The sequence below is a fragment of the Microbacterium sp. lyk4-40-TSB-66 genome (genome assembly GCF_030209475.1).
Lineage (GTDB): Bacteria > Actinomycetota > Actinomycetes > Actinomycetales > Microbacteriaceae > Microbacterium.
Map to the genome: position 1 here is coordinate 229,590 of NZ_JARVRW010000001.1, position 26,237 is coordinate 255,826.

The 26,237-nt window shown below is 70.2% G+C and carries 21 protein-coding genes; 13 read left to right on the top strand and 8 right to left on the bottom strand.

From position 1 onward, the window contains the following. Positions 1–246: 246 nt before the first annotated feature. On the bottom strand, positions 247–1,995 hold the full coding sequence (locus QRO03_RS01050; RefSeq protein ID WP_285135671.1) for a phospho-sugar mutase: 1,749 nt from the start codon (positions 1,993–1,995) through the stop codon (positions 247–249). After that, positions 1,992–2,825, bottom strand: a complete 834-nt coding sequence (locus QRO03_RS01055; RefSeq protein WP_285135672.1) for a purine-nucleoside phosphorylase — start codon at positions 2,823–2,825, stop codon at positions 1,992–1,994. Before QRO03_RS01055 ends, QRO03_RS01050 begins: the two co-directional genes overlap by 4 nt. 113 nt (positions 2,826–2,938) lie before the next feature. Between QRO03_RS01055 and QRO03_RS01060 the strand changes: the two genes are divergently transcribed. After that, positions 2,939–4,399 (top strand): NAD(P)H-quinone dehydrogenase, encoded by a 1,461-nt coding sequence (locus QRO03_RS01060; RefSeq protein WP_285135673.1) that lies wholly within the window; start codon positions 2,939–2,941, stop codon positions 4,397–4,399. A gap of 1,142 nt (positions 4,400–5,541) precedes the next feature. On the opposite strand, the gene QRO03_RS01065 is transcribed toward QRO03_RS01060, so the two are convergent. Both QRO03_RS01065 and QRO03_RS01070 read right to left on the bottom strand, forming a co-directional pair. Beyond that, positions 5,542–7,308, bottom strand: coding sequence for an ATP-binding protein (locus QRO03_RS01065; protein WP_285135674.1), 1,767 nt, complete (start codon positions 7,306–7,308; stop codon positions 5,542–5,544). A gap of 77 nt (positions 7,309–7,385) precedes the next feature. After that, positions 7,386–8,033 (bottom strand): Maf family protein, encoded by a 648-nt coding sequence (locus tag QRO03_RS01070; protein ID WP_285135675.1) that lies wholly within the window; start codon positions 8,031–8,033, stop codon positions 7,386–7,388. 178 nt (positions 8,034–8,211) lie between these two features. On the opposite strand from QRO03_RS01070, the gene QRO03_RS01075 reads away from it, so the two are divergent. Genes QRO03_RS01075 through QRO03_RS01090 form a run of 4 tightly spaced genes read left to right on the top strand, consistent with a single transcriptional unit; the run spans position 8,212 to position 12,477 of the window. Next, positions 8,212–9,471 carry a class I SAM-dependent RNA methyltransferase gene (locus tag QRO03_RS01075; RefSeq protein WP_285135676.1) on the top strand — a complete coding sequence of 420 codons (1,260 nt, stop codon included), beginning with the start codon at positions 8,212–8,214 and terminating at the stop codon, positions 9,469–9,471. A gap of 57 nt (positions 9,472–9,528) precedes the next feature. Further along, positions 9,529–10,197, top strand: a complete 669-nt coding sequence (locus tag QRO03_RS01080; RefSeq protein WP_285135677.1) for a response regulator transcription factor — start codon at positions 9,529–9,531, stop codon at positions 10,195–10,197. Further along, the gene (locus tag QRO03_RS01085; RefSeq protein WP_285135678.1) at positions 10,190–11,446 is read left to right on the top strand and encodes a sensor histidine kinase; all 1,257 of its coding nucleotides are present in this window, start codon (positions 10,190–10,192) and stop codon (positions 11,444–11,446) included. The genes QRO03_RS01080 and QRO03_RS01085 overlap by 8 nt, the downstream gene beginning before the upstream one ends. Continuing rightward, the gene (locus QRO03_RS01090) at positions 11,443–12,477 is read left to right on the top strand and encodes an MFS transporter (protein ID WP_285135679.1); all 1,035 of its coding nucleotides are present in this window, start codon (positions 11,443–11,445) and stop codon (positions 12,475–12,477) included. Before QRO03_RS01085 ends, QRO03_RS01090 begins: the two co-directional genes overlap by 4 nt. 441 nt (positions 12,478–12,918) lie before the next feature. Here QRO03_RS01090 and QRO03_RS01095 read toward each other — a convergent pair whose 3' ends face one another. Next, the gene (locus QRO03_RS01095) at positions 12,919–13,158 is read right to left on the bottom strand and encodes an acyl-CoA carboxylase epsilon subunit (protein ID WP_285135680.1); all 240 of its coding nucleotides are present in this window, start codon (positions 13,156–13,158) and stop codon (positions 12,919–12,921) included. Further along, positions 13,155–14,744 (bottom strand): acyl-CoA carboxylase subunit beta, encoded by a 1,590-nt coding sequence (locus QRO03_RS01100; RefSeq protein WP_285135681.1) that lies wholly within the window; start codon positions 14,742–14,744, stop codon positions 13,155–13,157. Before QRO03_RS01100 ends, QRO03_RS01095 begins: the two co-directional genes overlap by 4 nt. 158 nt (positions 14,745–14,902) lie before the next feature. On the opposite strand from QRO03_RS01100, the gene QRO03_RS01105 reads away from it, so the two are divergent. From QRO03_RS01105 to QRO03_RS01135, 7 genes are all read left to right on the top strand, one after another. Then, positions 14,903–15,685 carry a biotin--[acetyl-CoA-carboxylase] ligase gene (locus QRO03_RS01105; RefSeq protein ID WP_285135682.1) on the top strand — a complete coding sequence of 261 codons (783 nt, stop codon included), beginning with the start codon at positions 14,903–14,905 and terminating at the stop codon, positions 15,683–15,685. Positions 15,686–15,786: 101 nt separating this feature from the next. Beyond that, positions 15,787–16,305 (top strand): PH domain-containing protein, encoded by a 519-nt coding sequence (locus QRO03_RS01110; RefSeq protein WP_502882994.1) that lies wholly within the window; start codon positions 15,787–15,789, stop codon positions 16,303–16,305. Positions 16,306–16,438: 133 nt separating this feature from the next. Further along, positions 16,439–17,572, top strand: a complete 1,134-nt coding sequence (locus tag QRO03_RS01115; protein WP_285135684.1) for a 5-(carboxyamino)imidazole ribonucleotide synthase — start codon at positions 16,439–16,441, stop codon at positions 17,570–17,572. 101 nt (positions 17,573–17,673) lie between these two features. Further along, positions 17,674–18,141 (top strand): 5-(carboxyamino)imidazole ribonucleotide mutase, encoded by a 468-nt coding sequence (gene purE, locus QRO03_RS01120; RefSeq protein WP_243502149.1) that lies wholly within the window; start codon positions 17,674–17,676, stop codon positions 18,139–18,141. Positions 18,142–18,227: 86 nt separating this feature from the next. Then, the gene (locus QRO03_RS01125; protein WP_285135875.1) at positions 18,228–19,601 is read left to right on the top strand and encodes an LCP family protein; all 1,374 of its coding nucleotides are present in this window, start codon (positions 18,228–18,230) and stop codon (positions 19,599–19,601) included. After that, a complete protein-coding gene (locus QRO03_RS01130) occupies positions 19,598–20,701 on the top strand; it encodes a glycosyltransferase (protein ID WP_285135685.1) in 1,104 nt (367 codons plus the stop codon). The genes QRO03_RS01125 and QRO03_RS01130 overlap by 4 nt, the downstream gene beginning before the upstream one ends. A gap of 61 nt (positions 20,702–20,762) precedes the next feature. Beyond that, entirely contained in the window at positions 20,763–21,983 is a 1,221-nt protein-coding gene (locus tag QRO03_RS01135; protein WP_285135686.1) for a hypothetical protein, read from the top strand. An 81-nt stretch (positions 21,984–22,064) separates the two neighbouring features. Here the strand turns inward: QRO03_RS01135 and QRO03_RS01140 are convergent, their stop codons facing one another. Then, complete coding sequence (locus QRO03_RS01140; protein WP_502882991.1) at positions 22,065–22,721, bottom strand: ABC transporter ATP-binding protein; 657 nt, start codon at positions 22,719–22,721, stop codon at positions 22,065–22,067. A 67-nt stretch (positions 22,722–22,788) separates the two neighbouring features. Beyond that, positions 22,789–23,652, bottom strand: a complete 864-nt coding sequence (locus QRO03_RS01145) for an ABC transporter permease (RefSeq protein ID WP_285135688.1) — start codon at positions 23,650–23,652, stop codon at positions 22,789–22,791. A 149-nt stretch (positions 23,653–23,801) separates the two neighbouring features. Between QRO03_RS01145 and QRO03_RS01150 the strand changes: the two genes are divergently transcribed. Beyond that, entirely contained in the window at positions 23,802–26,222 is a 2,421-nt protein-coding gene (locus QRO03_RS01150; protein WP_285135689.1) for a hypothetical protein, read from the top strand. Positions 26,223–26,237: the final 15 nt, after the last annotated feature.

Genomic DNA, 26,237 nt, shown 5'->3' on the forward strand with positions numbered 1-26,237 from the left:
CCCTCGCTGCCCGTCCAGGGTGAACCGGGCTACCGCTCGCAGGACGCCGACCTCACGGAGGCTACGGAGCGGCGTGCGCTCAGAGGTGCCGCAGCAGCAGCGCACGTCCATCCTGTGGTGCGCCCGGCGACCTGCGCCGACCCGTCCACCCGCGCTTCACCCGAAGGTGGACGCCGATACCGCTTCCGCCTCACCTACCTTCAACACGCTCTCTCCGGCGTCCGGTCCGAGGCGGTCGCCCCGCCGTCAGCGCACCGCCGCGAGCATCTCCTCCGCACCCGCGCGCAGCGCCTCGAGGCGGCGGCGCGCCTTCTTGGCCGAGGAGCCGCGCACGTCGAGGTAGAGCTTGAGCTTCGGTTCGGTGCCGCTCGGGCGCACGATGAGTCGGGATCCGCCGTCGAGCCAGAGTCGTAGCACATCGCCCGGCGGCAGGTCGTCGACGCCGGTGAGCAGGTCGTCGATGCGCGTGACCGCGACACCGCCGACGGTGGTGGGCAGGTCAGCGCGCAGGGATGCCATGATCCCGGCGATCTCGCCCACGTCGCTGACGCGGATCGAGATCTGATCGCTCGCGAACGCGCCGAACGTGTCGCGGAACTCCTGCAGCAGGTCGGCGACCGTGCGCCCCTGCCCCCGCGCCTCGGCGGCCATGCCGAGCATCGCCACGGCGGCGGAGATCCCGTCTTTGTCGCGGACCGTGCGGGGGTTCACGAGGTACCCGAGCGCCTCCTCGAAGCCGAAGACGATGCCCGGCGCCCGCGAGATCCACTTGAAGCCCGTGAGGGTGGAGTGGAACGCGAGACCGTAGTGCTCGGCCACCGCCTGGAGTCCGGGCGACGACACGAGCGAGCAGGCGAGGGATGCCGGAGCCCCGGCATCCACGTCCGGGACGCCGTTCGAGGAACCCTCGCTCGCCGAACCGTCGCGCGCGGCGGCGGCTTCGCGGGCGGCCCGCCACCCGAGTAGCAGGCCGATCTCGTTGCCGGAGAGCCGGCGCCAGCCGCCCTCGGCGTCGGCGTCGGGGATGGCGACGGCGAGGCGGTCGGCATCCGGATCGTTGGCGATGACGAGCTCGGCGCCCGCGGTGCGCGCCGTCTCGAAGGCGAGGTCCATCGCGCCCGGCTCCTCCGGGTTGGGGAAGGCGACGGTGGGGAAGCGGCCGTCGGGCTCGATCTGCGCATCGACGAGCGTGGGTGCGGGGTAACCCGCCTCGGTGAGCACCCGCGAGACGGTCTCCCAACCCACGCCGTGCATCGCCGTGTAGACCCAGTTGAGGCCGTCGGCGCCCGCGGGCGCGGGGGCGATCGCGGCGGTGGCCGCGACGTAGGCGTCGATGAGCGACTCGGGGGCGTTGGCGTATCCGACCGAGCGGGGGAGCACCGTGACGTTGCCCGCGTCGGCGACGCGCTGGATGTGCGCGGCGATCTCGGCGTCGGCGGGCGAAACGATCTGCGCGCCCTCGTCCGCTCCGCCGAGGTAGACCTTGTAGCCGTTGTCGTCGGGAGGGTTGTGGCTGGCGGTGACCATGACACCGGCGTCGGCGCCGAGATGGCGCACGGCGAAGGCGAGCACGGGGGTCGGCAGCATCCGCGGGAGCAGCACCGCGTTGAGCCCCGCTCCCGCGAAGATCTCGGCCGAGTCGCGCGCGAACACGTCGGAGTTGCGTCGACCGTCGTAACCGATGACCACGGTCGGGGTCGTGGACCCTGCGCGTTCGCCGAGGAAGGCGGCGAAGCCGGCGGCGGCCTGAGCGACGAGCACCCGGTTCATGCGGTTGGGACCGGCGCCGAGCGCGCCGCGCAGGCCCGCGGTGCCGAACGCCAGGCGGGTGCGGAAGCGATCGGCGAGGTCGTCGGCCGCGGCGGCATCCCCGTCCTCGACGCGCGCGAGCAGAGCCGACAGCTCGTCGCGGGTCACGGCATCCGGATCCTGCGCCACCCAGGCGCGAGCCGCGTCGACGAACGTGCCGGTCGAGCCGGAGGAGTTCTCGCTCACAGCGCGCCGATCACACGGGCCAGCAGCGCCGAGATGACGGGCTCGGCCTCGCGACCGGCCTCGAGCACCTCCTCGTGGCTGAGCGGGGTCTTCTGGATGCCGGCGGCCAGGTTCGTGATCAGCGAGAAGCCGAGGATCTCCATGCCCGCCTGGCGTGCGGCGATCGCCTCGAGGGCGGTCGACATGCCGACGATGTGTCCGCCGATGGCCTTCGCCATCTGCACCTCGGCCGGGGTCTCGTAGTGCGGCCCGCGGAACTGGCAGTAGACGCCCTCGTCGAGCGAGGGGTCGATGCTCCGGGCGATGTCGCGCAGGCGCGTCGAGTAGAGGTCGGTGAGGTCGATGAAGGTGGCGCCCTCAAGGGGCGAGTCGGCGGTGAGGTTGATGTGGTCGCTGATGAGCACGGGCTGCCCGGGCTTCCACGTCTCGCGGATGCCGCCGGCGCCGTTCGTCAGGATCATCGTCCGGGCGCCCGTGGCGGCGGCGGTGCGCACGCTGTGCACGACCCGGCGCACGCCGTGGTTCTCGTAGTAGTGCGTGCGCGCTCCGATGACGAGGACGTTCTTACCGCCCGGGGTGCGGACGCTGCGGAGCGTTCCGACGTGCCCCTCGAGCGCGGGCTTCGAGAAGCCGACCACCTCGGTGGCGGGGAACGACGCCGTCTCCTCGCCGATGAGTTCGGCGGCACGCCCCCAACCCGATCCGAGGGTGACGGCGATGTCGTGGTGCGCGACGCCCGAGAGGCGTGCGATGTCGGCCGCTGCGGACGCGGCGACCTCGAAGGGGTCGACCGCCGGGTCGTCGAGCGGGTGAGAGATGCTGTTGGACATCCCCCCACTCTAGAAACTGCGGGCCGCGCGGGCCAGACGGCGAGCCGCCTCGGCCGCGTGTCGCCTGCGCCGCAGGCAAGGGCGGGGTCGGCGCGGTCCGCCGCGCTGACAGAATGGATGCCATGGTGCAGAGCTTCGAGCGCAAGCAATCCGTCGCGATCGTCGGCGGCGGCCCCGGCGGGTACGAGGCGGCGCTGTCCGCCGCGCAGCTCGGCGCCGACGTCACCCTCGTGGAGCGTGCGGGCGTGGGCGGCTCCGCCGTCATCACCGACGTCGTGCCCTCGAAGACCCTCATCGCCACGGCCGACGCGGCCGTCGCCATCCGCAACGCCAGCAGCCTCGGCGTGCAGCTGTTCGCCAAGGACGACCGCGGTAAGCCCCTCGCCCCCGAGGTCGCGATCAACCTCGCCGCCGTCAACCAGCGTCTGCTCTCGCTCGCGCGGCAGCAGTCCGACGACATGCGCTCCTCGCTCCTCGAAGCGGGGGTGCGCATCATCTCCGGTCACGGTCGCCTCGACGGATCGGGTGCCGTCGTCGTCTCGACCGAGGCCGGCGGCACCGACTTCGATCGCGTCGAGGCCGAGACCCTCGTCGTCTCGGTCGGCGCGTCGCCGCGGGAGCTCCCGTCGGCACAGCCCGACGGTGAGCGGATCCTGACGTGGACGCAGCTGTACAACATGAAGTCGGTGCCCGCGCACCTCATCGTCGTCGGCTCCGGCGTGACGGGGGCCGAGTTCGCCTCGGCCTACATGAACCTCGGCGCGAAGGTCACGCTCGTCTCGAGCCGAGATCAGGTGCTCCCGGGCGAAGACCAGGATGCCGCCGCCGTGCTCGAGCGCGTCTTCCAGCGCGGGGGCATGACCCTGCTGTCGAAGGCACGCGCCGATTCGGTCGTGAACACCGGCGACGGCGTCGTGGTGACCCTCGCCGACGGCCGCACGATCGAAGGCAGCCACTGCCTCATGGCGGTGGGCTCGATCCCCAACACCGCCGGTCTCGGGCTCGAGCAGGCGGGAGTGCAGATGACCGCTTCGGGGCACATCCGCGTGAACCGCGTGGCCCGCACCTCGGTGCCCAACATCTACGCCGCCGGCGACTGCACGAACTTCTACCCCCTGGCATCCGTCGCGTCGATGCAGGGGCGCCAGGCGATCTTCCACGCCCTCGGCGACATCGTCATCCCCCTCGAGACGCGTCGCATCACGGCGAACATCTTCACCGCGCCCGAGATCGCCACCGTCGGTTTCAGCGAGCAGGACGTCACCGAGGGCCGCATCGCGGGCGTCGTGCGCAAGCTCCCGCTGTCGGCCAACCCGCGCGCGAAGATGCAGGGCATCACCGACGGATTCGTCAAGCTCATCGCCCGCGAGGGCAGCGGCACGGTCATGGGCGGCGTCATCGTCGGCCCCAAGGCGTCGGAGCTCATCTACCCGATCGCGATCGCCGTCGAGCGTCGCCTCACCGTCGACCAGGTCGCCCGCGTCTTCGCCGTGTATCCGTCGCTCACGTCGAGCATCACCGACGCCGCCCGCGCGATGCACATCGTCGACCGCGACGACCCGGGCGAGGACTGAGCTTCCGGATGCCGGTTCCTCCCGGCATCCGTCCCGGCGCGGTGCGCGCCGCATCCCTGCGAGCCGCAACGGTGCGGGTGCGCGCGATCCGGCGCCGCGGCCGCGGGCTCCCGTCGAGGCATAAACACGTTCTGTGCGCATAAACACGGCGAGAGCGTGTTTATGCGGACGAATGGTGTTTATGCGTGGGGTGGGGGGTGTCCCGGGACTGTCCGGTGTGCCGCGTCCGCGGGCTCCCGTCGAGGCATAAACACTTTCCGTGCGCATAAACACGGTGAAAGCGTGTTTATGCGCACGAATCGTGTTCATGCGTGGGGGAGGGCGCGCCCCTGGGCTGCTCCGGCGCTACCGATGTCGGCGTCGCCGCCGCCGTGGGAGGCGCCGCGATTCCGGATGCCGCTTCCTCCCGGCATCCATCCCGGCACGGTGCCGGTGTCGGCGGTGCGGCGGTCGCGGGTCCCGTGCGTCGTCCGCGGGTTTCCGTCAAGGCATAAACACTTTCCGTGCGCATAAACACGGTGCGAGCGTATTTATGCGCACGAATCGTGTTTATGCGTGGGGGAGGGCGCGCCCCTGGGTCGCGCCGGCGCTGCCGGTGTCGGCGTCGCCGCAATGGGTGGCGCCGCGATTCCCGGATGCCTCTTTCTCCCGGCATCCATCCCGGCGCAGTGCCGGTGTCGGCGGTGTGGCGTTCGCGGGTTGCCGCGCGTCGTCCGCGCGCTCCCGCCGAGGCATAAACACTTTCCGTGCGCAGAAACACGGCGAGAGCGTGTTTATGCGCACGAATCGTGTTTATGCGTGGGGAGGGCGCGCCCCTGGGCCGCACCGGCGCCGCCGGTGTCGGAGCCGACGCCACGAGTGGCGCCGCGATTCCGGATGCCGTTTCCTCCCGGCATCCATCCCGGCACGGCAGCGGTGTCGGCGGTGCGGCGGTCGCGGGTCCCGTGCAACGTCGGCGGGGTCCCGTCGAGCCATAAACACGTTCTGTGCGCAGAAACACGGCGAGGGCGTGTTTACACGCACGAACCGTGTTTATGCGTGGGTCCGGCCCCCCGGTGCGGCTTGTGCCTGACGCGCCGACACCCGGGCAGACGACGGCGCCGCACCCCGGAGGGATGCGGCGGCGCCGTCGAGCGAACGTCTCAGTTGATCAGGAGCAGCTGGTGCCCGGCCGAGACCGTGGTGCCGGCGGTGGCGTCGATGCCGGCGATGGTGCCGTCCTTGTGCGCCTGGATCGGCTGCTCCATCTTCATCGCTTCGAGCACGACCACGAGGTCGCCCTTGACGACCTGCTGGCCCTCTTCGACTGCGACCTTGACGATCGTGGCCTGCATGGGCGACTTCACGGCGTCTCCGGTGGCACCGGCCGAGGGCGAGGCGGCGTGCGACCGACGCGACGGGGGAGCCGCCACCGGGCGACCCACGGCGGGAGCGGCGGCCGTGATGCGGTCGGGCAGGCTGACCTCGAGGCGCTTGCCGCCGACCTCGACGACCACGGTGTGGCGACCGGGGACGACCGCGGGGGCCTCGGGCTCGCCGTCCCACGCGGGGATGTCGTTGACGAATTCCGTCTCGATCCAGCGCGTGAAGACGCCGAAGTCGCCGTCCTCGGCGGTGAAGGCGGGGTCGCGCACGACCTTCCGGTGGAAGGGGAGCACGGTGGGCATGCCCGACACCTCGAACTCGTCGAGCGCGCGGCGCGAGCGTTCGAGGGCCTCGGCACGGTCGCGGCCGGTGACGATGATCTTCGCCAGCAGCGAGTCGAATGCGCCCGAGACGCTGTCACCCGCGGTGACGCCGGAGTCGAGGCGGATGCCGGGACCGCCGAACGTCTTGAAGACGTGGATGGGTCCGGGCTGGGGGAGGAAGTTGCGGCCCGGGTCCTCGCCGTTGATGCGGAACTCGATCGAGTGGCCCACCGGGGCGGGGTCGTCGTACCCGAGCTCCTCACCCTCGGCGAGACGGAACTGCTCGCGCACGAGATCGAGGCCGGTGACTTCTTCCGAGACGGGGTGCTCGACCTGGAGACGCGTGTTGACCTCGAGGAACGAGATGGTGCCGTCGGCGCCGATGAGGAACTCGCAGGTGCCCGCACCGACGTAGCCGACCTCCTTGAGGATGGCCTTGGATGCCGAGTACAGCACCGCGTTCTGCTCGTCGCTGAGGAAGGGCGCCGGCGCCTCTTCGACCAGCTTCTGGTGACGGCGCTGCAGCGAGCAGTCGCGGGTCGAGACGACGACGACGTTGCCCGCGGCATCCGCGAGGCACTGGGTCTCGACGTGGCGGGGCTTGTCGAGGTACTTCTCGACGAAGCACTCGCCGCGGCCGAAGGCGGCGACGGCCTCGCGGGTCGCCGACTCGAACATCTCGGCGACCTCGCCGAGTTCGCGCGCGACCTTGAGGCCGCGTCCGCCGCCGCCGTAGGCGGCCTTGATGGCGATGGGCAAGCCCACCTGCTCGGCGAAGGCGATGACCTCGTCGGCTCCTGCGACGGGGCCGGGGGTGCCGGGGGCGAGCGGTGCTCCGACCTTCTCGGCGACGTGGCGGGCGGTGACCTTGTCGCCGAGGGCCTCGATGGCGTCGGGGGAGGGACCGATCCACACCAGCCCCGCGGCGATCACCGCACGGGCGAAGTCGGCGTTCTCGGCGAGGAAACCGTAACCGGGGTGCACCGCGTCGGCGCCGGCGCGGCGGGCGACCGAGAGGATCTTCTCGATCGAGAGGTAGGTGTCGGCGCTGGTGGCGCCGTCGAGGGCGTACGCCTCGTCGGCCAGGCGCGTGTGGAGGGCGTCGCGGTCCTGATCGGCGTAGACGGCGACGGAGGCCTTACCCGAGTCACGGGCGGCTCGGATGACACGGACGGCGATCTCGCCGCGGTTGGCGACAAGGACCTTGGCGATCTTCGGCATCCTCCCAGCCTATCGAGGGGCCACCCCCGCCTTTTGACCCCACTCCACAAGAAAGGTCGAAAAACGTGTGCGGGACTCTACGAACGATTCCACAGGTCGGTCCACGAACCGCCGAGCTCCCGCACGAGCCGGCGCGTGGTCGACAGCGACATCCCGACCACCGTGGAGGGGTCTCCCTCGACGCGTTCGATGAACGCCCCGCCGAGGCTGTCGACGGTGAAGGCGCCCGCCACCAGCAGCGGCTCACCGCTTGAGACGTACGCGGCGATCTCGTCGTCGTCGACGTCGGCGGCGAAGGTCACGGACGCCTCGGCCACCGCGTGCGCCTCGGTGGGATCGGCGCCGGGGGAGAGTCGGAACACGCTGTGACCGGAGTGCAGGACGCCGGTTCGCCCACGCATCTGCCGCCACCGCGCGGTGGCCGCCTCGGGCGTGTAGGGCTTGCCGAGGATCTCGTCGCCGAGCTCGAACATCGAATCGCCCCCGATGACGAAACCGTCGAACCCGGGCTCTTCGGCGTGCAGGCGCCGGGCCACGTCTTCGGCCTTGCGTCGGGCCAGCAGCAGCACGTGCTCGGCCGCGGGGAGCCGCCGCCCTTCGGCCGCCTCGACCTCGGCGATCACGGCCTCCTCGTCGACCCGCGGGGCGCGCGCTTCGGGCTCGATGCCCGCCTGCCGCAGCAGCATGAGACGGGCGGGAGAAGTGGATGCCAAGCACACGCGCATGCGACAACGCTACCGATGTGCGGCCCGCGATCGACCGACGCGAGGTGGCCGAGCCCGTCGACGCCCCCGCGTCCGGCCGCCTCCGGACCCTTCGACGGGCTCGGGTCCTGGGTTGCGAGGTGGCTGCGCCCGTCGACGCCCCGGGACGTCTCCCGGCCGGATGTGTCAGGCTCGGGGGATGCACGACGGCGACCTCATCGAACTCGACATCACCGGCATCGCCCACGGCGGGGTCTTCGTCGGGCGGCACGAGGGGCGCGTGGTGTTCGTCCCCGACACGCTGCCGGGAGAGCGCATCCGCGCCCGCCTCACCGACACCCGAAAGAAAGCGTTCTGGCGCGCCGACGCCGTCGAGGTGCTTCAGGCGGCACCCGAGCGACGACCGCACGTCTGGAAGGCCGCGGGCATCGACGTCGACCCCGGCCACCGCGTCGGAGGGGCCGAGTTCGGCCACATCGAGCTCGCCCACCAGCGCGCGCTGAAGGAGCGGGTCGTCCGCGAGGCGATCGAACGGGTGGGCCGACTCGAGCTGCCGGTCGACGTGCGCGCCGCGGGAACCCCCGAGCAGGGCGAATCCGCCGACGGCACCGGCTGGCGCACCCGCGTCAGCCTGCACGTCGACGCCGACGGTCGCGTCGGCGCCTACGCTGCCCGCACGCACCATGTCGTCGAGACGCCCGACCTGCCGCTGGCGACCGACGCCGTCGCGCGGGCGGCTGCCGAGGTGGGCGCCGGCGCCCGACCCGGTCGCATCGACCTCGTTCAGCCGGCCGACGCACGCGTGCGGGTGCTTCCGCGTCCCGACGGATCCCGTCCGAGCGGAACGCCCGAGGTCGTGGAGGAACGCGTCGGCGATCGGGTGTTCCGCGTCGACGCGGGCGGGTTCTGGCAGGTGCACCGGCTCGCCGCGCGCACCCTGACCTCCGTCGTGTCGCGTGAGCTCACGGCATCCGTCGGCGGACTCGACCCCGAGGCGACGCACCTCGACCTCTACGGCGGCGTCGGCCTGTTCGCCGCGACCCTCGGCGAGCTCGGCGGGACGGGCACGCGGGTGGTCAGCGTGGAGTCCGACCCCCGGGCGACCGAGCACGCCGGTGAGAACCTCGTCGAGTGGGTCGGTGCCCGTGCCGAGACCGCGCGCGTCGACCGCTACATCGGTCGCCTGGCGGCAGACGCCTCGGAGCGAGAGCGCGAGCGGCTGGCCCGTGGCGTGATCCTGCTCGACCCGCCCCGCGCCGGGGCCGGAGCGCAGGTCGTCGAGGGCATCGCCGCGCTGTCGCCGTCGGCGGTCGTGTACGTCGCGTGCGACCCGGTCGCCCTCGCCCGCGACCTCGCCACCTTCGCCGAGCGGGGATACCGGGCGCACGACGGCATCCGGGGGATCGATCTGTTCCCGAACTCGCACCACGTCGAAGCCGTCGCGGTCCTGCGTCGCTGAGCCTCGAGGGCCCGAGTTCTCCCGCAACGGCGGGGGCGGCGTGGATACGATGTGAAGATGACCAAAGTCGCTCTCATCGATGACCACGAGTCGGTTCGGCTCGGGCTGGAGGCGGCCCTGGCGCGCACCGCGTCGACCGAGGTCGTCTTCTCGGGCGCCAACGTCGCCGCCTACCTCACCTGGCGGCAGGTGGCCGTGGCGTCACCGGCCGATGTCGTCGTGCTCGATCTGACCCTCGGCGACGGTACGACCGTCTCCGAGAACGTCGATCGCGTCGTCCGCGACGGGTCGAGCGTCATCATCCACAGTGTCGCCGACCGCCCGGCGGCCGTGCGCGAGGCGCTCGCCGCGGGGGCCGCGGGCATCGTCAGCAAATCGTCGCCGACGCACGAGGTGCTGGGCGCCATCGTCGCCGTCGCCCGGGGCGAGCTCATCGACAACGTCGAGTGGGCCAGCGCCGTGGAGGGCGATCGCGCGTTCGCCGACGCGCAGCTGTCGGCCCGCGAGCGCGAGGTGCTGCGACTGTATGCCGCGGGTCTTCCCCTGAAGGCCGTGGCCGAGCGACTCGGCGTCGCCTACTCCACCGCGAAAGAGAACATCACCCGGGTGCGGGTGAAGTACGTCGAGGTGGGAAGACCCGCCCCGACGAAGGTCGATCTGCTCCGACGCGCGATGGAAGACGGCATCCTGCACGACGCACCCGACGGCACCGCACCGCATGCCTGAGATCGAACGGTCGGTTCTCGACGAGGCGTGGGGGCGCATTCCCCACACGCGCGAGACGCAGGCCGACCAGGGCTCCTTCACGCAGACGAGAATCGAACGGGTCATCACCCTGATCGTCGGATCGGGGTCGCTCGTCCTCGGGGCGCAGGCCCTGGCCGCCGCCCTCGGGTCCCCCGACGAGGCGTCCGACTGGCACGTCCCCCTCATCGTCGCCGTCTTCGTGCCGCTGACGGCGATGATCCTGGCGTGCCTGGTCGGCCGGTTCACGCGTGTCTTCGCGGGGATCTTCGCGATCGTGTTCGTCGTCACGCTCGCGGTGTGGCCGTGGGCCACCGCGGCGGGACCCGCGCCGGCCCCCACGCAGGATCCGTGGGTCTTCTTCCTCGTGAACGTGGCGACCGTCGCGAGCATCGTCGCCTTCCCCATCGGGCTGCAGATCGCCTGGACGATCGCGACCCCCATCCTGTACGGCGTCGTGCGGTTGCTGCAGGCCGGCGACGATGCCGACTTCGTCGTACCGGTGGCGCTCGACGTCTCCTTCGCGCTCATCCTCGGCAGCGTCCTGCTCACCCTCGGCTGGATGTACCGCTCCGTCGCGGCCAACGTCGACCAGGCGCGGGCGGCCGCCGTCGCCAGTTACGCCTCGGCCGCGGCGACGGCGGCCACCGAGTCCGAGCGGGTGGCGGTGGCCGCCCTCATGCACGACAGCGTGCTGGGCGCCCTCCTCGCGGCCGAACGCGCCTCGACTCCCCGCGAGCGCACGCTCGCCGTCAGCATGGCGCGCGAGGCGCTCACGCGACTGGCCAACGCCGAGAAGGACGCCCTGGAGGGCAGCGACGAGCCGGTCCCCGCCTCGCGCCTCGCCGACGACATCGAGGCGGCCGCGAAGGAGCTGGGGGTGAAGCTGAGCGTCATCCGGCAGCTCGACGACGACACCCCCCGCGTACCCGGACGCGTGGCGCGGGCGCTCGTTCTCGCCGCGCTCCAGGCCGTCGCCAACGCTGTCCAGCACGCCGATGCCCAGGGCCTGACGGTGCAGGTGACAGGCTCGGCGTCGCCGGGCGGGGTGATCCTGCGCGTGCGTGACACGGGTCCGGGCTTCGACGTCGCCGCGGTCGCGCCCGACCGGCTCGGCATCCGCGGCTCGATCCACGCTCGCCTCGCCGCCGTCGGAGGACGCAGCGACATCGAGTCGCACGGGGGTGGCACCACGGTGACCCTCGAGTGGGAGAGCGGGGACCGCTGGTGACCGTCCGCGGCATCCTGTCGTTCCTCGGCGTCGCCCTCACCGCCTACCTCGCCGCGCGCGGGCTCATCTGGACCTCGCCCGAGACGGTGGTTCACGGCTGGCTGATCGTCGCCGCCCTCGTGGTCTACCTGCCCGTGACGCTGCTGCTGATCTTCGTCCTCGGAGTCCGCGACCGCCCACGGTCGGCGACGGCCGCGGCACCCCCGCGCGCACCGGCCTGGCAGGTCGCGGCGGCACTGGTCGTCGCGATCTTCGTCTCGAATGCGACGTTCCTCGCCGTCACCGAGGAGGGGCGCACCGAACCCTTCGTGACGTGGGTCATCGGGGCGATCGGCGCGCTCATGATGATCGTCATGGCCCGTCGGCGGCCCGTCGCCGCCTGGACCGGTATCGCGGTGCTCGCGCTCTCGACGTCGCTGTGGCTCGGACCCGTGCAGGCGATGAGCCTCGGCCTCATCGGCTCGATCGTCTGGGTGTCCGCCGCGCAGTTGGTCGTCTTCGCGCTCGATCGTGCGGCGAGGGATGCCGAGCGGCTCGCCGAACTGCAGCAGGCGGCGTCGGCGTGGCAGGCGTCGCAGAGCGGCCGCCAGCGCGAGCGTCGCCTGCACGTGCAGCGGGCTCTGCAGACGGCCGGCCCGATCCTCTCGCGCACCATCGAGAACGGCGGCAATCTGCGACCCTCCGACAAAGAGGCGGCGCGGCGAGCCGAGGCCCGGCTCCGCGACGAACTGCGCGGTAACCGGCTCCTCGACGACGAGGTGCGCGCGGAGATCGACGCCGCGCGGTGCCGCGGTGCGGCCATCAGCCTCTTCGACGAGGGCGGTCTCGACGGCCTGGATGCGCGTGAGCTCGCCGAGGTCCGGAGAGAACTGGCGGGCATCCTGCGCGAGTCGGTGTCGGAGCGCGTGATCATCCGCACGTCTCCCGACGAACAGGTCGCGGTCACCGTCGTGGGGCGCTCGAGCGGAGACGCCGCGGCCGGCGACGACGACAACGTCGATCTCTGGCGCGAGATCCGCCGTCCGCGCTGACCGCGGTCGCGCCCGCCGATCCGCCGCAGCGGCTCACCCAGGACGGCCGACCCGCAGCCGCCGACCGCAGCCGCCGACCGCAGCCGCCGACCGCAGCCGTCCACCCATAACGACCAACCCGCAACGGTCGACCCGCAGCGCCCCGCCCGCACGGCCCGGGCACACCGGGTTCCGCGCGCTGGACGAACGCCCGGTCGCGGCGCTCCGACCCGCACGGAGGGCGGCACGGGCCCCGATGTGCGCTCGAAAAAGATGAGGGGTGAGGGGCGGCGATACGCCGACCCCTCACCCCTGGCGAGCGGTTACCCGAAAACCGCCCGCAAGGCCGGATCCGGCTCGAAGAGCGGACCGACCGAACGCATGATGCGTTCCAGCTCCTCCAGTATTCGCATCGCGCGTCCCGCCGTCTGTAGGTATTTCGGGGGACACGACGCGCCGGTCTCAGCCGGTGAAGCCGTTCCAGCCCGCCGCGCGGTTCAGGGGCTGGCGCAGACCGCGGGCGTGGAGCTCCCACCGCGAGCGCACGGCATCCTCGGGCGCGGTCGCACCGGCGACTTCGCGGGCGTACTCCTCGCTCACCACGACGATCGCCGCGGCCAGCTCCTCCTCGGTGGGCGCGCCGCGCACCACTTCCACCACGACCGGCGGGTTCTCCCGGGCGTCGTCGTCGGCGGCGGTCACAGCGGGATGTTCCCGTGCTTCTTGGCGGGCATGCTCGCGCGCTTGTTGCGCAACGCCCGGAGGGCCTTCGCGATCGACACCCGCGTCTGGGCGGGCTCGATGATGCCGTCGAGTTCGCCGCGCTCGGCCGCAAGGAACGGGGATGCCACGTTGTAGGTGTACTCGTTGGCGAGGCGCGTCCGCACGGCCGCGACGTCTTCGCCGGCCTCTTCGGCGCGCTTGATCTCACCGCGGTAGAGGATGTTCACCGCGCCCTGACCGCCCATGACGGCGATCTCGGCGGTGGGCCAGGCGAGATTGATGTCGGCGCCGAGCTGCTTGGAGCCCATGACGATGTACGCCCCGCCGTAGGCCTTGCGCAGGATCACGGTGACGAGGGGCACGGTGGCCTCGGCGTAGGCGTACAGCAGCTTCGCGCCGCGGCGGATGACGCCCGTCCACTCCTGGTCGGTGCCGGGCAGGTAGCCGGGCACGTCGACGAGGGTGACGATGGGGATCGAGAACGCGTCGCAGAACCGCACGAAGCGGCTGGCCTTCTCGCCCGCGTCGATGTTGAGCGTTCCGGCCATCTGCGAGGGCTGGTTGGCGATGACACCGACGGTGCGCCCCTCGATGCGGCCGAAGCCGATCACGATGTTGGGCGCGAACAGCGGCTGCACCTCGAGGAACTCTCCGGCATCCACGATCCCGCTGATGACGGTGTGGATGTCGTAGGGCTGGTTGGGGGAGTCGGGGATGACGGTGTTCAGCGAGCGGTCGGCGTCGGTCGTCTCGAACTCGAACGGGGTGTCGTAGACGGGGATCTCGGCGAGGTTGTTGTCGGGGAGGTACCCGATGAGCCCGCGGGCGTAGTCGATCGCGTCGTCCTCGTCGTCGGCGAGGTAGTGCGCGACGCCCGAGCGGGTGTTGTGCGTGTGTGCGCCGCCGAGTTCCTCCATGCCGACGTCTTCACCGGTGACGGTCTTGATCACGTCGGGGCCGGTGACGAACATCTGGCTGGTCTTGTCGACCATGATGACGAAGTCGGTCAGGGCGGGGGAGTACACCGCACCGCCCGCGGCCGGGCCCATGATGATCGACAGCTGCGGGATGACGCCCGAGGCGGCGGTGTTCAGGCGGAAGATCTCGCCGTACTTGCCGAGGGCGACCACACCCTCCTGGATGCGCGCGCCGCCGGAGTCGAGGATGCCGATGATCGGGATGCCGCTGCGCAGCGCCAGCTCCATCACCTTGATGATCTTGTCGCCGGCGACCTCGCCGAGCGAGCCGCCGAAGGTCGAGAAGTCCTGCGCGTAGACCGCGACCGTGCGGCCGTGGATGGTGCCCGTGCCGGTGACGACCGAGTCGCCGTAGGGACGCGATTTGTCCATCCCGAAGGCGGTGGTGCGGTGGCGCACGTACTCGTCGAGTTCGACGAACGAGCCCGGGTCGACCAGCATCTCGAGCCGCTCGCGGGCGGTGAGCTTGCCCTTCGCGTGCTGCTTGGTGCGGGCGGCGGTTTCGGCGTCGACGACCGCCTCCTGGAACCTGTTGCGCAGGTCAGCGATCTTGCCGGCGGTCGTGTAGAGATCGGGCTGGTCGGTCACCCTTCCCACCCTAGCGACCGCACCGTCACCCAGGTTGGAGGGTGCCCACAAGGCAAAGCCGGAGAGGCTGTGGCATCCGGCCAGCGTCGGCGGTATGCCCTCGAGACGATCCCGGCAAGTGGATGCCACGGCACCCGACGGTTCCTTAGGGTGTGGGCATGCCGATCCCCGCCGCCGGATACCCGCGCACCGCCGCCCACAGCCCCCGCGTCCAGGTGGTCGAGACCACCGACTCCACGAATGCCGACGTCGTCGCCGCCGTCGTGGCCGACCCCGCGGGGTGGCCCCACCTGTCTCTCCTCGTCACCGACGACCAGCGCGCCGGGCGTGGACGCCTCGATCGCACCTGGACCGCCCCGGCCGGCACGGCGCTCGCCGTCTCGATCGTCGTCGACGCCGCGATGATCCCGCCCGCCCAGCGCGGGTGGATCCCGCTCGCCGCGGGCGCGGCGATGACGCGGGCGGTGCGGCACCAGTTGACCGGCCACGGTGCGACCGCGGAGTTGAAGTGGCCGAACGACGTGCTCGTCGACGGCGGCAAGATCTGCGGCATCCTGGCCGAGGTCGTGCCGGGCGACGTCGACACCGTGGTGGTGGGGGCGGGGGTGAACACCCGCATGAGCCGCGCCGACCTGCCGGTGACCACGGCGACCTCGTTCGCCGCGATCGGCGCCGAGTGCGACGACGACCGCCTGCTCGCCGACTTCGTCGAGGATTTCGGCAAGACCCTCGCCCGCCTCGCCCACGACGACGGGGAGCGCGTGCAGCACGAGATCGAGAAGCTCTGCGCCACCGTCGGCCGTGAGGTCTCGGTGTCGCTGCCCGACGGCTCGACGCTGCAGGGCACGGCCGCCCGGCTCGACCCCGACGGCCGTCTGGTGGTCGGGGTGGGCACGATCGAGACGGTCGTGTCGGCCGGAGACGTCGTCCACGTGCGCTGAGGCGCCGCACGCGCCCCTCCGCGTGGCACCGGACCCCCGTCCGCATCACGCCGCACAATGGAACCGTGACCCAGCCCTCGACCCCGCTCGGCCGCCCGCGCATGCCGGCGCCGGGAGCGGCCGCGCCGGAGCTGCGCATCGCCCGGCTGCGGGGGCACGCGCGGCGGCTCTTCTGGTCGGCGCTCGTGCTGATCGGTGTGGCGGGGGCGACGGGCTACTTCTACGACAACCTGCCGGCACCGTACGAGAACTGGATGCTGCTGACGACGGCGGGCGCGCTCGTCCTGCTCCTCGTCGTGGTCCCTTTCCTCTTCTGGCTGTCGCGGACGTGGACGATCACGACGCGGCGCGTGATCGAACGTTCGGGTCCCTTCGGGGCGAACCGCCGCGAGATCTCGCACGTGCGCGGCTACGCGATCCAGCTTCGCCGCGGCATCCTGCAGCGGATGTGGGGCGCGGGAACGCTGACCCTGTCCAACGGTGTGGAGCCGGCGCTGCGGCTGAAGAACGTGCCGCACGCGGTCCTGGTGCACGAGACCCTCGTCGATCAGGTCGAGGTGAACCAGATCCTGGCCCACCGCGACTCGCAGACCTTCGGTTCGGGGTCCGTCGGCTACTGACCGGCAGCTCGCCGGGCGGCCGACGCGGCGCCGGGGCGGCGCCAACTCCTGCGTCATGTCACGGCGAGGCCGCCGACCCGGCTCGCGTGGTCGCGGGAGGCCCGACAGAATGGATGCCGACGAAGGGAGCGGCATGGCGCTGCGAGTCGGAGTGGTCGGTGGCGGACAGCTGGCGCGGATGATGATCGCGCCCGCCGTCGAGCTGGGCGTCGAGATCCGCGTGCTCGCGGAAGACGAGGGCATGTCGGCCGCGTTGGCCGCGACGGCCGTCGGCGACTACCGCGACGCCGACACCGTGCTGGCCTTCGCCCGCGAGGTCGACGTCATCACGTTCGACCACGAGCACGTGCCGCAGGACGTTCTGGCCGCCCTCGTCGACGCCGGTGTGGCCGTTCACCCCGGCCCCGCGCCCCTCGGCGTCGCACAGGACAAGCTCGTCATGCGTGCACGCATGGCCGAGCTCGGCCTGCCGCAGCCCGACTGGGCCGCCGTGAGCGATGCCGCCGGGCTGCAGAGCTTCCTCGATTCCCACGGCGGCCGGGCCGTGGTCAAGACCCCGCGCGGCGGGTACGACGGCAAGGGCGTGCGCGTCGTGTCGGCCGCGGCCGAGGCCGACGACTGGTTCGCGGCCCTCGCCGAAGACGCCGGCGGTGGATCGCTGCTGGTCGAGGAGCTGGTCGACTTCACGCGCGAGCTCGCGCAGCAGGTCGCGCGCCGTCCGTCGGGAGACGTGCGCGCCTATCCGATCGTCGAGACCGTGCAGCGCGGCGGCGTGTGCGCCGAGGTCATCGCCCCGGCTCCCCGCGCCGACGAGCGCGTGCAGCGGGTCGCCGCCGAGATCGGGGTCGCCGTGGCCGAGGGGCTCGGCGTCACCGGCATGCTCGCGGTGGAGCTGTTCGAGACGACCGACCAGCGCATCCTCATCAACGAGCTCGCGATGCGACCGCACAACAGCGGTCACTGGACGCAGGACGGCGCCGTCACGAGCCAGTTCGAGCAGCACCTGCGTGCCGTGCTCGACCTCCCGCTCGGAACGACGGATGCCGTCGCGCCCTGGTCGGTCATGGTCAACGTGCTGGGCGGCCCCTCCGAAGGCGGACTCGAGGAGAGGTTCGCCTCGGCGATGGCCGCCCACCCGTCGGCCAAGATCCACACCTACGGCAAGGCGCCGCGCCCCGGGCGCAAGGTGGGGCACGTCAACGTCGTGGGCGACGATCTCGACGAGACCGTCTACGAGGCGCGCGGCGCGGCTTCGTTCTTCGACTGATCGTGTCGCGTGCCGTTCCGCGATCTTCCAGCGAGCGCGCCTAGCCTGGACCGGTGACCCGGCCGCTGCATTCTTCCGAGACGCCCGTGGTCGGCGTCGTCATGGGCTCCGACTCCGACTGGCGCGTGATGAGCGACGCCTCCCAGGTGCTGACGGAGTTCGGCATCCCGCACGAGGTCGAGGTGGTCTCTGCCCACCGCACCCCCGACAAGCTCGTGCGCTACGGCCGAGAGGCACGCGCCCGGGGCCTGCGCGCGATCATCGCGGGCGCCGGCGGTGCCGCGCACCTGCCGGGCATGCTGGCATCCGTCACCGCCCTGCCCGTCATCGGTGTGCCCGTCCAGCTGGCGACGCTCGACGGCCTCGACTCGCTGCTGAGCATCGTGCAGATGCCCGCCGGCATCCCGGTCGCCACGGTCTCGATCAATGGGGCCAAGAACGCCGGGCTCCTCGCCGCGCGGATCCTCGGCAGCGCCGACCCCGAGCTCGCCGACCGCGTAGAGGCGTACGCGAAAGACCTGGAGTCGCAGGTCGAGGAGAAGAACCGGCGACTCAAGGACTCCCTGTGACGCTCACCGCGGCGCGGCCCGGTGCGCCGGCTCGGGCCATCGAATCGCGACCGCTGCGCAATCCCGACGCCACCTCGTCCGAGGTCATGACGCGTCGCGGCTGGTGGCTCGTGGTCCTGAACTTCCTCATCCCGGGGTCGGCGCAGGTGCTCGCCGGACACCGTCGCCTCGGCCGTATCGGCCTCGGCGCGACGCTGGTGATGTGGACCCTCATCGCGCTCGCCGCGCTGGCGGGGCTCCTCTGGCCGACGGGGCTGTTCACCCTCGTGACCGGTTCGTTCCTCCCCGACTTCCTCTCCGCTCTCCGGCCGGTGCCGCTGACCATCGTGCAGATCGCGCTGTTCGCCTACGTGGCTCTGTGGATCGTGCTGACCATCGACACCCTTCGGCTCGTGCGCCTGGTGCGGGTGGGACCCTTGTCGCGGGTCGCCATGGCGGTCGTCGCGGTGGTGCTCCTCGTCCTCTCGGGTTCGGGAGCGGCGTATGCGGCGCAGATCGCGGGAAGCACGCGCGACGCCCTGTCGACGCTCTTCGCCCAGTCGGGGCCGATCGTGCCGCCGTCCGACGGGTATTACAACATCCTGCTGCTCGGTGCCGACTCCGGCGAGGGACGCGATTCGATGCGCTTCGACAGCATCTCCGTCGTGTCGATCAACGCCGACACGGGCGCGACGACCATCACCGGCATCCCGCGCGACATGCCGCACTTCCCGTTCGCGCCCGGGCCCATGCAGGACAAGTACCCCGACGGCCACACCGGCTACGCCGACCCGACCTGCGGCTGGGGGAGTGGGGTCAACCAGCTGCGCACCGAGGTCGAGGTCTGCCAGGACGGCAACGCGCTGTACCCCGACGCCGAGGCGAACGACTCCGAGCCCGGCATCGAGGCGACGAAGGATGCCGCGGAGGGGATCCTCGGCATCCAGATCCCGTACTACGTGCTCATCGACATGAAGGGCTTCGCCGACGTGATCGACGCCCTCGGCGGCGTCGACATCACGGTGCAGGAGCGCCTCCCCAAGGGCGGACCCGCCTACGACGGTCAGCCCGTCGACGACTGGGCCTTCGGCTGGATCGAGCCCGGGGCTCAGCACATGGACGGCGACACGGCGCAGTGGTACGCCCGCTCGCGCTACACGACGAGCGACTTCGACCGCATGCGACGCCAGCGTGAACTGCAGGAGGCCGTACTCGCGCAGTTCACCCCGCAGGTCGTGCTGACGCGGTTCCAGGAGGTGGCGAAGTCCACCACGATCATCGTCCAGACCGACCTCCCGCAGGGACTGATCGCGCCGACGCTCGTCGATCTGGCGCTGAAGGCGAAGGATCAGCCCATCAACACCCTCGAGCTCACCCCCGAGGGCGGCGTCGACGAGTACGACCCGGATTACGCCCAGGTGCAGCAGATGGTGCGCGACGCGCTGCACCCGGCGACCGCGACCGAGGAGCCGGCACCGTGACCGTGACCCTGCGCGTCGTGCTCGATCAGCTCGTCTCGCCGACCTCGCCCGACCTCGCCGAGGCATCGGCGTCGCTCACCGAAGCCCTCATCGCCACCGCTCCCCGCGGGTGCGACGTCTCGGCGATCGTCCCCTCCCCGGGCATCCCCGACGAGGCCGCCGTGGCCGGGCTCAGTTCCGAGACGCGGCTGGCCGTACGCCGGCGCGAGCTCGCGGCATCCTGGCAGCTCGGCGTCACCCCCGGCATCGGCAAGGGCCTGATCCACTCGCCGACGGCGCTCGCCCCGCTCGTGCGCCACGACCGCGTCAACGAGACGCACCAGATCGTGGTCACCCTGTGGGAACTGCGGGCGTGGGAGACCCCCGAAGAGCTGCCGCGAGCCGAGATCCTCGCGTGCCGCGCCCTGCTCGCCCGCGTGACCAAGCACGCGGACGCGGTCATCGTGCCCACCCACGCGATGGCGGCGCGCCTGGCCGAGCTCGCCAAGAGCAAGCTGTCGAAGAAGGTGCGCGTCATCGGCGGCGCCCCCGCCGCCGGCCTCCGCGTGCCCTCGGATGCCGTCGGGCGCCTGCGCGCCCTCGATCTGCCGTCGTCGTTCCTCGTCCTCGCCGGCGGATCGGCGGCGTCCGACGCGCTCGCCGCCGCCTTCGCCGCGGTCGCCGATGCGGAGTGGGACGGCGACGTCGTCGTGCTCGACGTGCCCGAGGGGGAGGAACCCGCCGTCGCCGACATCGCCGCCGCGGCCGGCCTCGCCGAGGCGCGCGTGCACAGCCGCGGCTCCCTCGACAGGTGGGACCGGGCCGCTGTGCTCTCGCACGCCGCCGCCTTCATCGCCGCCTGCGGTCGCACCGACTGGCCGTGGCGTGCCGTCGACGCCCTCGCCGTGGGCGTGCCGATCGTCGCCGCCGACACCCCCGTGCACCGCGAGGTCCTCGCCGATGCCGCCGCCTACGCCGAGCCCGCCGAACTGGGCGCGGCTCTCTCACGCGCGCTCGGAGAGGATGCCGAGCGACTCCGCGTGCTCTCCGGAGACCGCGCCAAGGGCTTCGCCTGGAACGCCGCGGCCGATCGCGTGTGGGCGTTGCACGCGGAGCTGTGAGCCTCCCCCTAAAGTGAGTTGCGGCGGCTGTGTTGCCGCGAAATCACTTGGGGGAGAAAAGATGGCTATTCGTGATGTCCGCGGGCGCGGACGAGTGATTCACGGTGCTCTCGCTATTGCGGCGACTCTGGGTACCGTGGGTGCGTTGCTCCTCGCGGTTCCAGCCAATGCGGCGGAAGAGGGAGTGACCGCTTCGGTCTCACCGTCATGCGATGACGGAGGAACGCTGACGGTCTGGGTGGCGAACGACGATGACATCGAGCGAACAATTCTGTGGGACATCGACCGAGGAAACGACGGCGAGGCAGATTTCGGGGATGGCGGACTCTTCGAGATCAATGAAAACCGGGCGTTTTTCTACACGAACCAGGAAGACGCGCTGTACCGAGTGCACGTCTACACCGAGAGCGGTACGGATGTTCTCGACCAAGTTGTCGAGCTGGACTGTGAACCAACGGTTCCTGCGGAGCGCTATTACGTAACCCGATATGACGGAACGGTGTGGCGCGTCACCGACCAGGCAATCCAGCGCCTCACCTACGCCGACTGGCAGGCCGCGGGGTCCCCGCAGCCCGCTCCTGCTCCAACGGACTATGTCCGCTACGCATGGTCGTCCACGATTAGCGCGGTGACCTTCTTTGGCCAGACACGCGACCGGTGGGTATGGCAGCACGTCAGCTACGACGAGTGGGCACGCGCCGGATTCCCCACGCCTCGCAATGCCGGATGGATTGAGGGTTCTACGTATTACCAGTGGGGGACGAGCGACCAGATCTTCGTGCGGGACGTCGGGGGTGTACGCCACGCCCTGACGTACGCGGAGTGGCGGGATTCCGGGTTTGAGCCCTTCGAGCGTCGCTCCTCGCAGGGATTCTCGAAACTGACGTGGGACAACTCGATCGCCTTCTTCACGAACACAGGAGCCGGCCAGGGTAGCCCCATCGGGTACGACCGATGGGCCAGCGAAGGCTTCCCGAATCCGTCGAGCTCCCCGCGGTTCCCCGGCGACCAGGTGTGGCGCAACTATGGGTCACCGGACATCTGGTACGCGGGGCCGACCGTTTACCGCCGGATCAACGGTGCGGAATGGGCGGCGATGGGCAACCCTGCGCCCGAGGTGCGCGGTACGCCGGCTCGTCCAGCCAGGGACAAGGACTGCCGCGATTACGGTTCGCAGAGCCAGGCTCAGGCCGACTTCACCTACTGGTACCCGGCGTACGGCGACGTGTTCGGACTCGACGCCGATGGGGACGGAGTAGCCTGCGAGAGTTATAAATACTGACTCACGGTCACTCCCTGACGCACAGAGGCGGTCGGCTCCCAGCTCGGGTCCGGCCGCCTCGGTTGTGTATCGAGGTCGCCCTCAGGAACGCATCAGCGCGACGGCATCCTTGCTGGGGCCGTCGAAGGCGACGCCGCCGTCACGCAAGAGAATGCCGCGCTCACACAGGTCGGAGACCATATCCAGGTCGTGTGACACCACGACGAGGGTCTTGCCGTGGCCGTGCAACTCGCGGATGCGTGCGAGACACTTCTGCTGGAAGGGCTCGTCGCCCACCGACAGGATCTCATCGATGAGCAAGATGTCCACCTCGGTGTGGATGGCGACCGAGAACGCCAACCGAAGGAACATGCCGGACGAGTAGTGCTTCACCTCGGTGTCGATGAACTGCTCGATCTCGCTGAACGCGACGATATCCTCGTACCGCTGATCGGTCTCGCGCTTGGTCATGCCGAGAATGGCGGCGTTGAGGAAGATGTTCTCGCGTCCGGAGAGGTCGGGGTGAAAGCCCGCGCCGACCTCGATGAGTCCCGCCACGCGTCCCCGAGTGAGCACATTCCCCTCATCGGGACGCAGGACACCGGAGATGAGCTTCAGCAGTGTCGACTTGCCCGAACCGTTGAAGCCGAGGAGCGCGACAGATTCGCCGGCACCGATGTCGAAACTGACGCCGTTGAGCGCGTGGAAATCCGTGGTGAGCTTCTTACGGCGCATCGCGGCGAGGAACGTCTCTTTCACCGAGTGAGTGTGTCGAAGCTTGAAGTCTTTATGGACGTCGGCGACACGGATGCGGGGATCGACCGCGTCAGAGGTCTTGAGCAAAGCGCCCCTCCAATCGGCGGAAGACGAGCTGGCCCACGAACAGGATCACCAGCGAGATGAGGGCGGCGATACCGGCGTAGAGCCACATATCGGGGATCAACTGTCCGCCGGTCGGTCCCAGGGGGTACCAGATGCCGTAGTGGAAGAGCTCGACGGAAGCGGTCAGCGGGTTCAGCCGGTAGGCGACGAAAAGCCAATCGGGCATCTTGTCGGCCACCATTTCCCACTGGTACATCACCGGCGAAGCCCACACGGCGCACATCGTGATGATCTCGACGAAGCTCTGCGCATCACGGAACGTGACGTTGATTGCCCCGAACAGAAGTCCCAGCCCCGTTGCCAAAGACGCGATGATCACCAGGGCGAGGAGCAGTGCCGCGATGTGCAGGACCGACGGTACCCATCCGAAGAACAGTGCGATCACGACGAGCACGGCTATCTGGGGCAAGATGTTGACCCCGGCGATCATCATGCTGGCCACCGGGAACATCTCGCGCGGCAGATAGATCTTCTTGATGAGGGCGGCATTGTCGACCAATGACCGCGTTCCGTTCGTGAAGGCCTCATTGAAGAACGTGACGATCGTGATCCCCGACAAAAGGTACAGCGGGAAGAACTCGACCCGTCCATTCATACCGAGGAAGACGCCGATCGCCAGGTAGAAGACTGCGAACTGCACGAGCGGCTTGACGTAAGACCACAACCACCCCAGCACCGAGCCGCGGTAGCGAATCTGGACCTCCTTGCGCACGATGAGCGACAGGAGGTAGCGGCGACGGAAAACGTCGGCCAGGCCGATGCCACCGCCAGGGGGGATCAGGACGTCGTCGCTGGTCACAGCGCTCATATGCCTTCTTTCGGGTGTTCGGCGTCTAGCGCCCGAGCAATCATAGTGCGCCCCGGCCCGCGGGCCTGTCGGACGGCTGGGAGCGAGGCGCTCGAGAGATCCTCGATGATTCGCTGGACCACTCGCCCACATGCCGACAGACTGGTGCAGTGAATCGACGACGAGTGCGAGCGATCGCATCGCATGTGCTTGCCGTATGCGCTGTATCCGCAATCCTGCTGACGCCGACGCTGACGGCGCCGGCGCCCGCGTCGGCGGCACCACCGGTATCGGTCGTCGCCACGGGTGCATCGACGGGAGTGGCTGCGAACACGGCGCTTTCCGCGGTCGGTCGACCGATGCTTTCGACGCTCGACGGCTTCACGCCGGGGAACATCATCGACGACGGTGTGTTCTTCAACTCGGCCACGATGACGGAAAGCGACATCCAGCGTTTTCTCGAGGCGCGCGTTCCGAATTGTCAATCCGGGTATACCTGCCTCAAGGACTGGAGGGACACGTCTCGAACGGTGGCGGCAGATGCAATGTGCGGCCCCTACTCCGGCGAGGCGAATGAACGCGCTTCGCGGATCATCTTCAAAGTGTCGCAGGCCTGCGGTATCAACCCGCAGGTGATTTTGGCCACCCTCCAGAAAGAGCAGGGACTCGTCCTGCACACGTGGCCGAGCGATTGGCGCTACCGGATCGCCATGGGACAGGGCTGTCCCGACACGGCGGCGTGCGACACACGGTATTACGGCTTCTTCAACCAGGTCTACGGCGCTGCGTGGCAGTTCAAGCGTTACGCGAACCCTCCCGGGACAAGCAAGTACTTCACCTGGTATGCACCGGGGAACACCTGGAACATCCAGTTCAACCCAAATACCGGCTGCGGCTCGTCTCCGGTGTTCGTCGCGAATCAGGCGACCTCGAACCTGTACTACTACACCCCTTATCAGCCCAACGCGGCCGCACTTGCCGCCGGGACGGGGACGGGCGACGACTGCTCGGCATACGGGAATCGGAATTTTTACCACTACTTCACGGAGTGGTTCGGGACGACGCGAGGATCAGGCGTGGCGCTCGCCCGTACGGCGGGAGACCCGGCTGTCTACCTCCTCTCCGGAGGTCGACGCTGGTACGTTCCCGACGGGGACGACCTGGCCTCGCTGTCGAGCGCCTTCGGCCCCGTGTCGACCGTGACCGGGGCGTTCTTGGCAGGTCTGGTCGACTCCGGTCGCACCAACGCCGTACTGCGCGATGAGTCCACCGGCGATATGGCCTACATCCAGGACGGGCAACGTCACCGGCTCGCCTCCTGTGACCTCGTCGCCCGTTGGGGCGGCGACTGCGCCGCGCCCGTGAGCGTGACCTCGTCGTTGTTCCAACGCGCCACCGTCGGCGCCGACATGACGGCTTTCTACCGTGTGCGCGGAGGCGCCCAATGGGGTCGTCTCGACTCCACCTCTGCCATCACGCCGTTGTGGAACGATGCGGCTGCCCGGGCGGTCAACGGCGACCCTTCCGCGTCGCTCTACGGCGCTTTCCCGAGTCGGACTCTCCTGGCCAGCAAGTCGCGGAGCCCGATGCTCTTCGCACCCGCGCAGGTGGTCAAACCCGCGGGCTCGGACAAGATCTACCTGACGCTCGACCAGGGTTCGCTCGTATGGATCCGTTCGTGGCGGGATGTCGCGGAGTACAACCGAGATGCGTCCAGCATGGCCGTCATCGCCGACGCCGAGCTGTTCAGCCGATACCGCGAGGTCGGTGAGGTGCGGCCGATGCTGCGGTGCGACAACACGGTCTACTTCCCCGGATCAGGGGTCCTCTATCCGCTGAGCGACTCTTCGTCGTCGGGGCTGTCCATCATGGACGCGGGGTCGTCGACCTGCGCACAGTTCACGCGTGGCGCCCCGATGGGCCGCGCGCCTCTCATCAAAGTCGACGGTCGAAGTGCTGTGGCGGCCGTGGAGGCCGGTACTCGCCGGGTTGCCGTGAGCTGGCCTGCGTTGACCCGATACATGGGCGCCACGCCCCTCACGATCGCAACGGTGTCGGCTGGTACGTTCGACCAGCTCACGCCGGGAGCGCCCCTCGCCGACGGTGAGGTCGTCAAGGGGTCCTCGCCCGTGTTGTCCCTTGTCTCGGGCACGACGCCGATCCCACTGCCGAGCTTCGATCTGGCACGGGATGCGGGGATGAATGCGTCGTTCGTCACCGTGGCCGACGGAGAAGTCGCCCGCCTCGGCGCGGCAGTCGGTCCCCTCGGGCTCTGGGTTTCATGCGCCGGTACGATTTCGGTCGTCGGCTCGAACGGCGTGACCGCCGTGACCTCACAGGCGGCTGCGGGCTTCACCCCGCGCGAGCTCTCGGTCGCGGCGTGCCAGCGTTTCACATCGCGGCCCGGCACCCTTTCGACCGTCTTCGTGAAGTCCACTTCTTCAGACGCCGTCCTGGTCGCCAGCGGTGGTGTCTTCCGTCACGTTCAGTCGGGACAGACGTTGCGCGACCTTGCGAAAGGCGACCCGGTGATCCTGCTGCTGTCCCCGTCGACGGTGGCGGGGTTGCCGGTGGGGCCGCCGCTCCCCTGAGCGCCGAGGAGGGGT

Coding starts and splice junctions, on each gene's coding strand:
- QRO03_RS01055 (WP_285135672.1), bottom strand. CDS start 2,825: ATGTCCAACAGCATCTCTCACCCGCTCGACGACCCGGCGGTCGACCCC.
- QRO03_RS01060 (WP_285135673.1), top strand. CDS start 2,939: ATGGATGCCATGGTGCAGAGCTTCGAGCGCAAGCAATCCGTCGCGATC.
- QRO03_RS01065 (WP_285135674.1), bottom strand. CDS start 7,308: ATGCCGAAGATCGCCAAGGTCCTTGTCGCCAACCGCGGCGAGATCGCC.
- QRO03_RS01070 (WP_285135675.1), bottom strand. CDS start 8,033: ATGCGCGTGTGCTTGGCATCCACTTCTCCCGCCCGTCTCATGCTGCTG.
- QRO03_RS01075 (WP_285135676.1), top strand. CDS start 8,212: ATGCACGACGGCGACCTCATCGAACTCGACATCACCGGCATCGCCCAC.
- QRO03_RS01080 (WP_285135677.1), top strand. CDS start 9,529: ATGACCAAAGTCGCTCTCATCGATGACCACGAGTCGGTTCGGCTCGGG.
- QRO03_RS01085 (WP_285135678.1), top strand. CDS start 10,190: ATGCCTGAGATCGAACGGTCGGTTCTCGACGAGGCGTGGGGGCGCATT.
- QRO03_RS01105 (WP_285135682.1), top strand. CDS start 14,903: ATGCCGATCCCCGCCGCCGGATACCCGCGCACCGCCGCCCACAGCCCC.
- QRO03_RS01110 (WP_502882994.1), top strand. CDS start 15,787: ATGCCGGCGCCGGGAGCGGCCGCGCCGGAGCTGCGCATCGCCCGGCTG.
- QRO03_RS01115 (WP_285135684.1), top strand. CDS start 16,439: ATGGCGCTGCGAGTCGGAGTGGTCGGTGGCGGACAGCTGGCGCGGATG.
- purE (WP_243502149.1), top strand. CDS start 17,674: ATGGGCTCCGACTCCGACTGGCGCGTGATGAGCGACGCCTCCCAGGTG.
- QRO03_RS01125 (WP_285135875.1), top strand. CDS start 18,228: ATGACGCGTCGCGGCTGGTGGCTCGTGGTCCTGAACTTCCTCATCCCG.
- QRO03_RS01135 (WP_285135686.1), top strand. CDS start 20,763: ATGGCTATTCGTGATGTCCGCGGGCGCGGACGAGTGATTCACGGTGCT.
- QRO03_RS01145 (WP_285135688.1), bottom strand. CDS start 23,652: ATGAGCGCTGTGACCAGCGACGACGTCCTGATCCCCCCTGGCGGTGGC.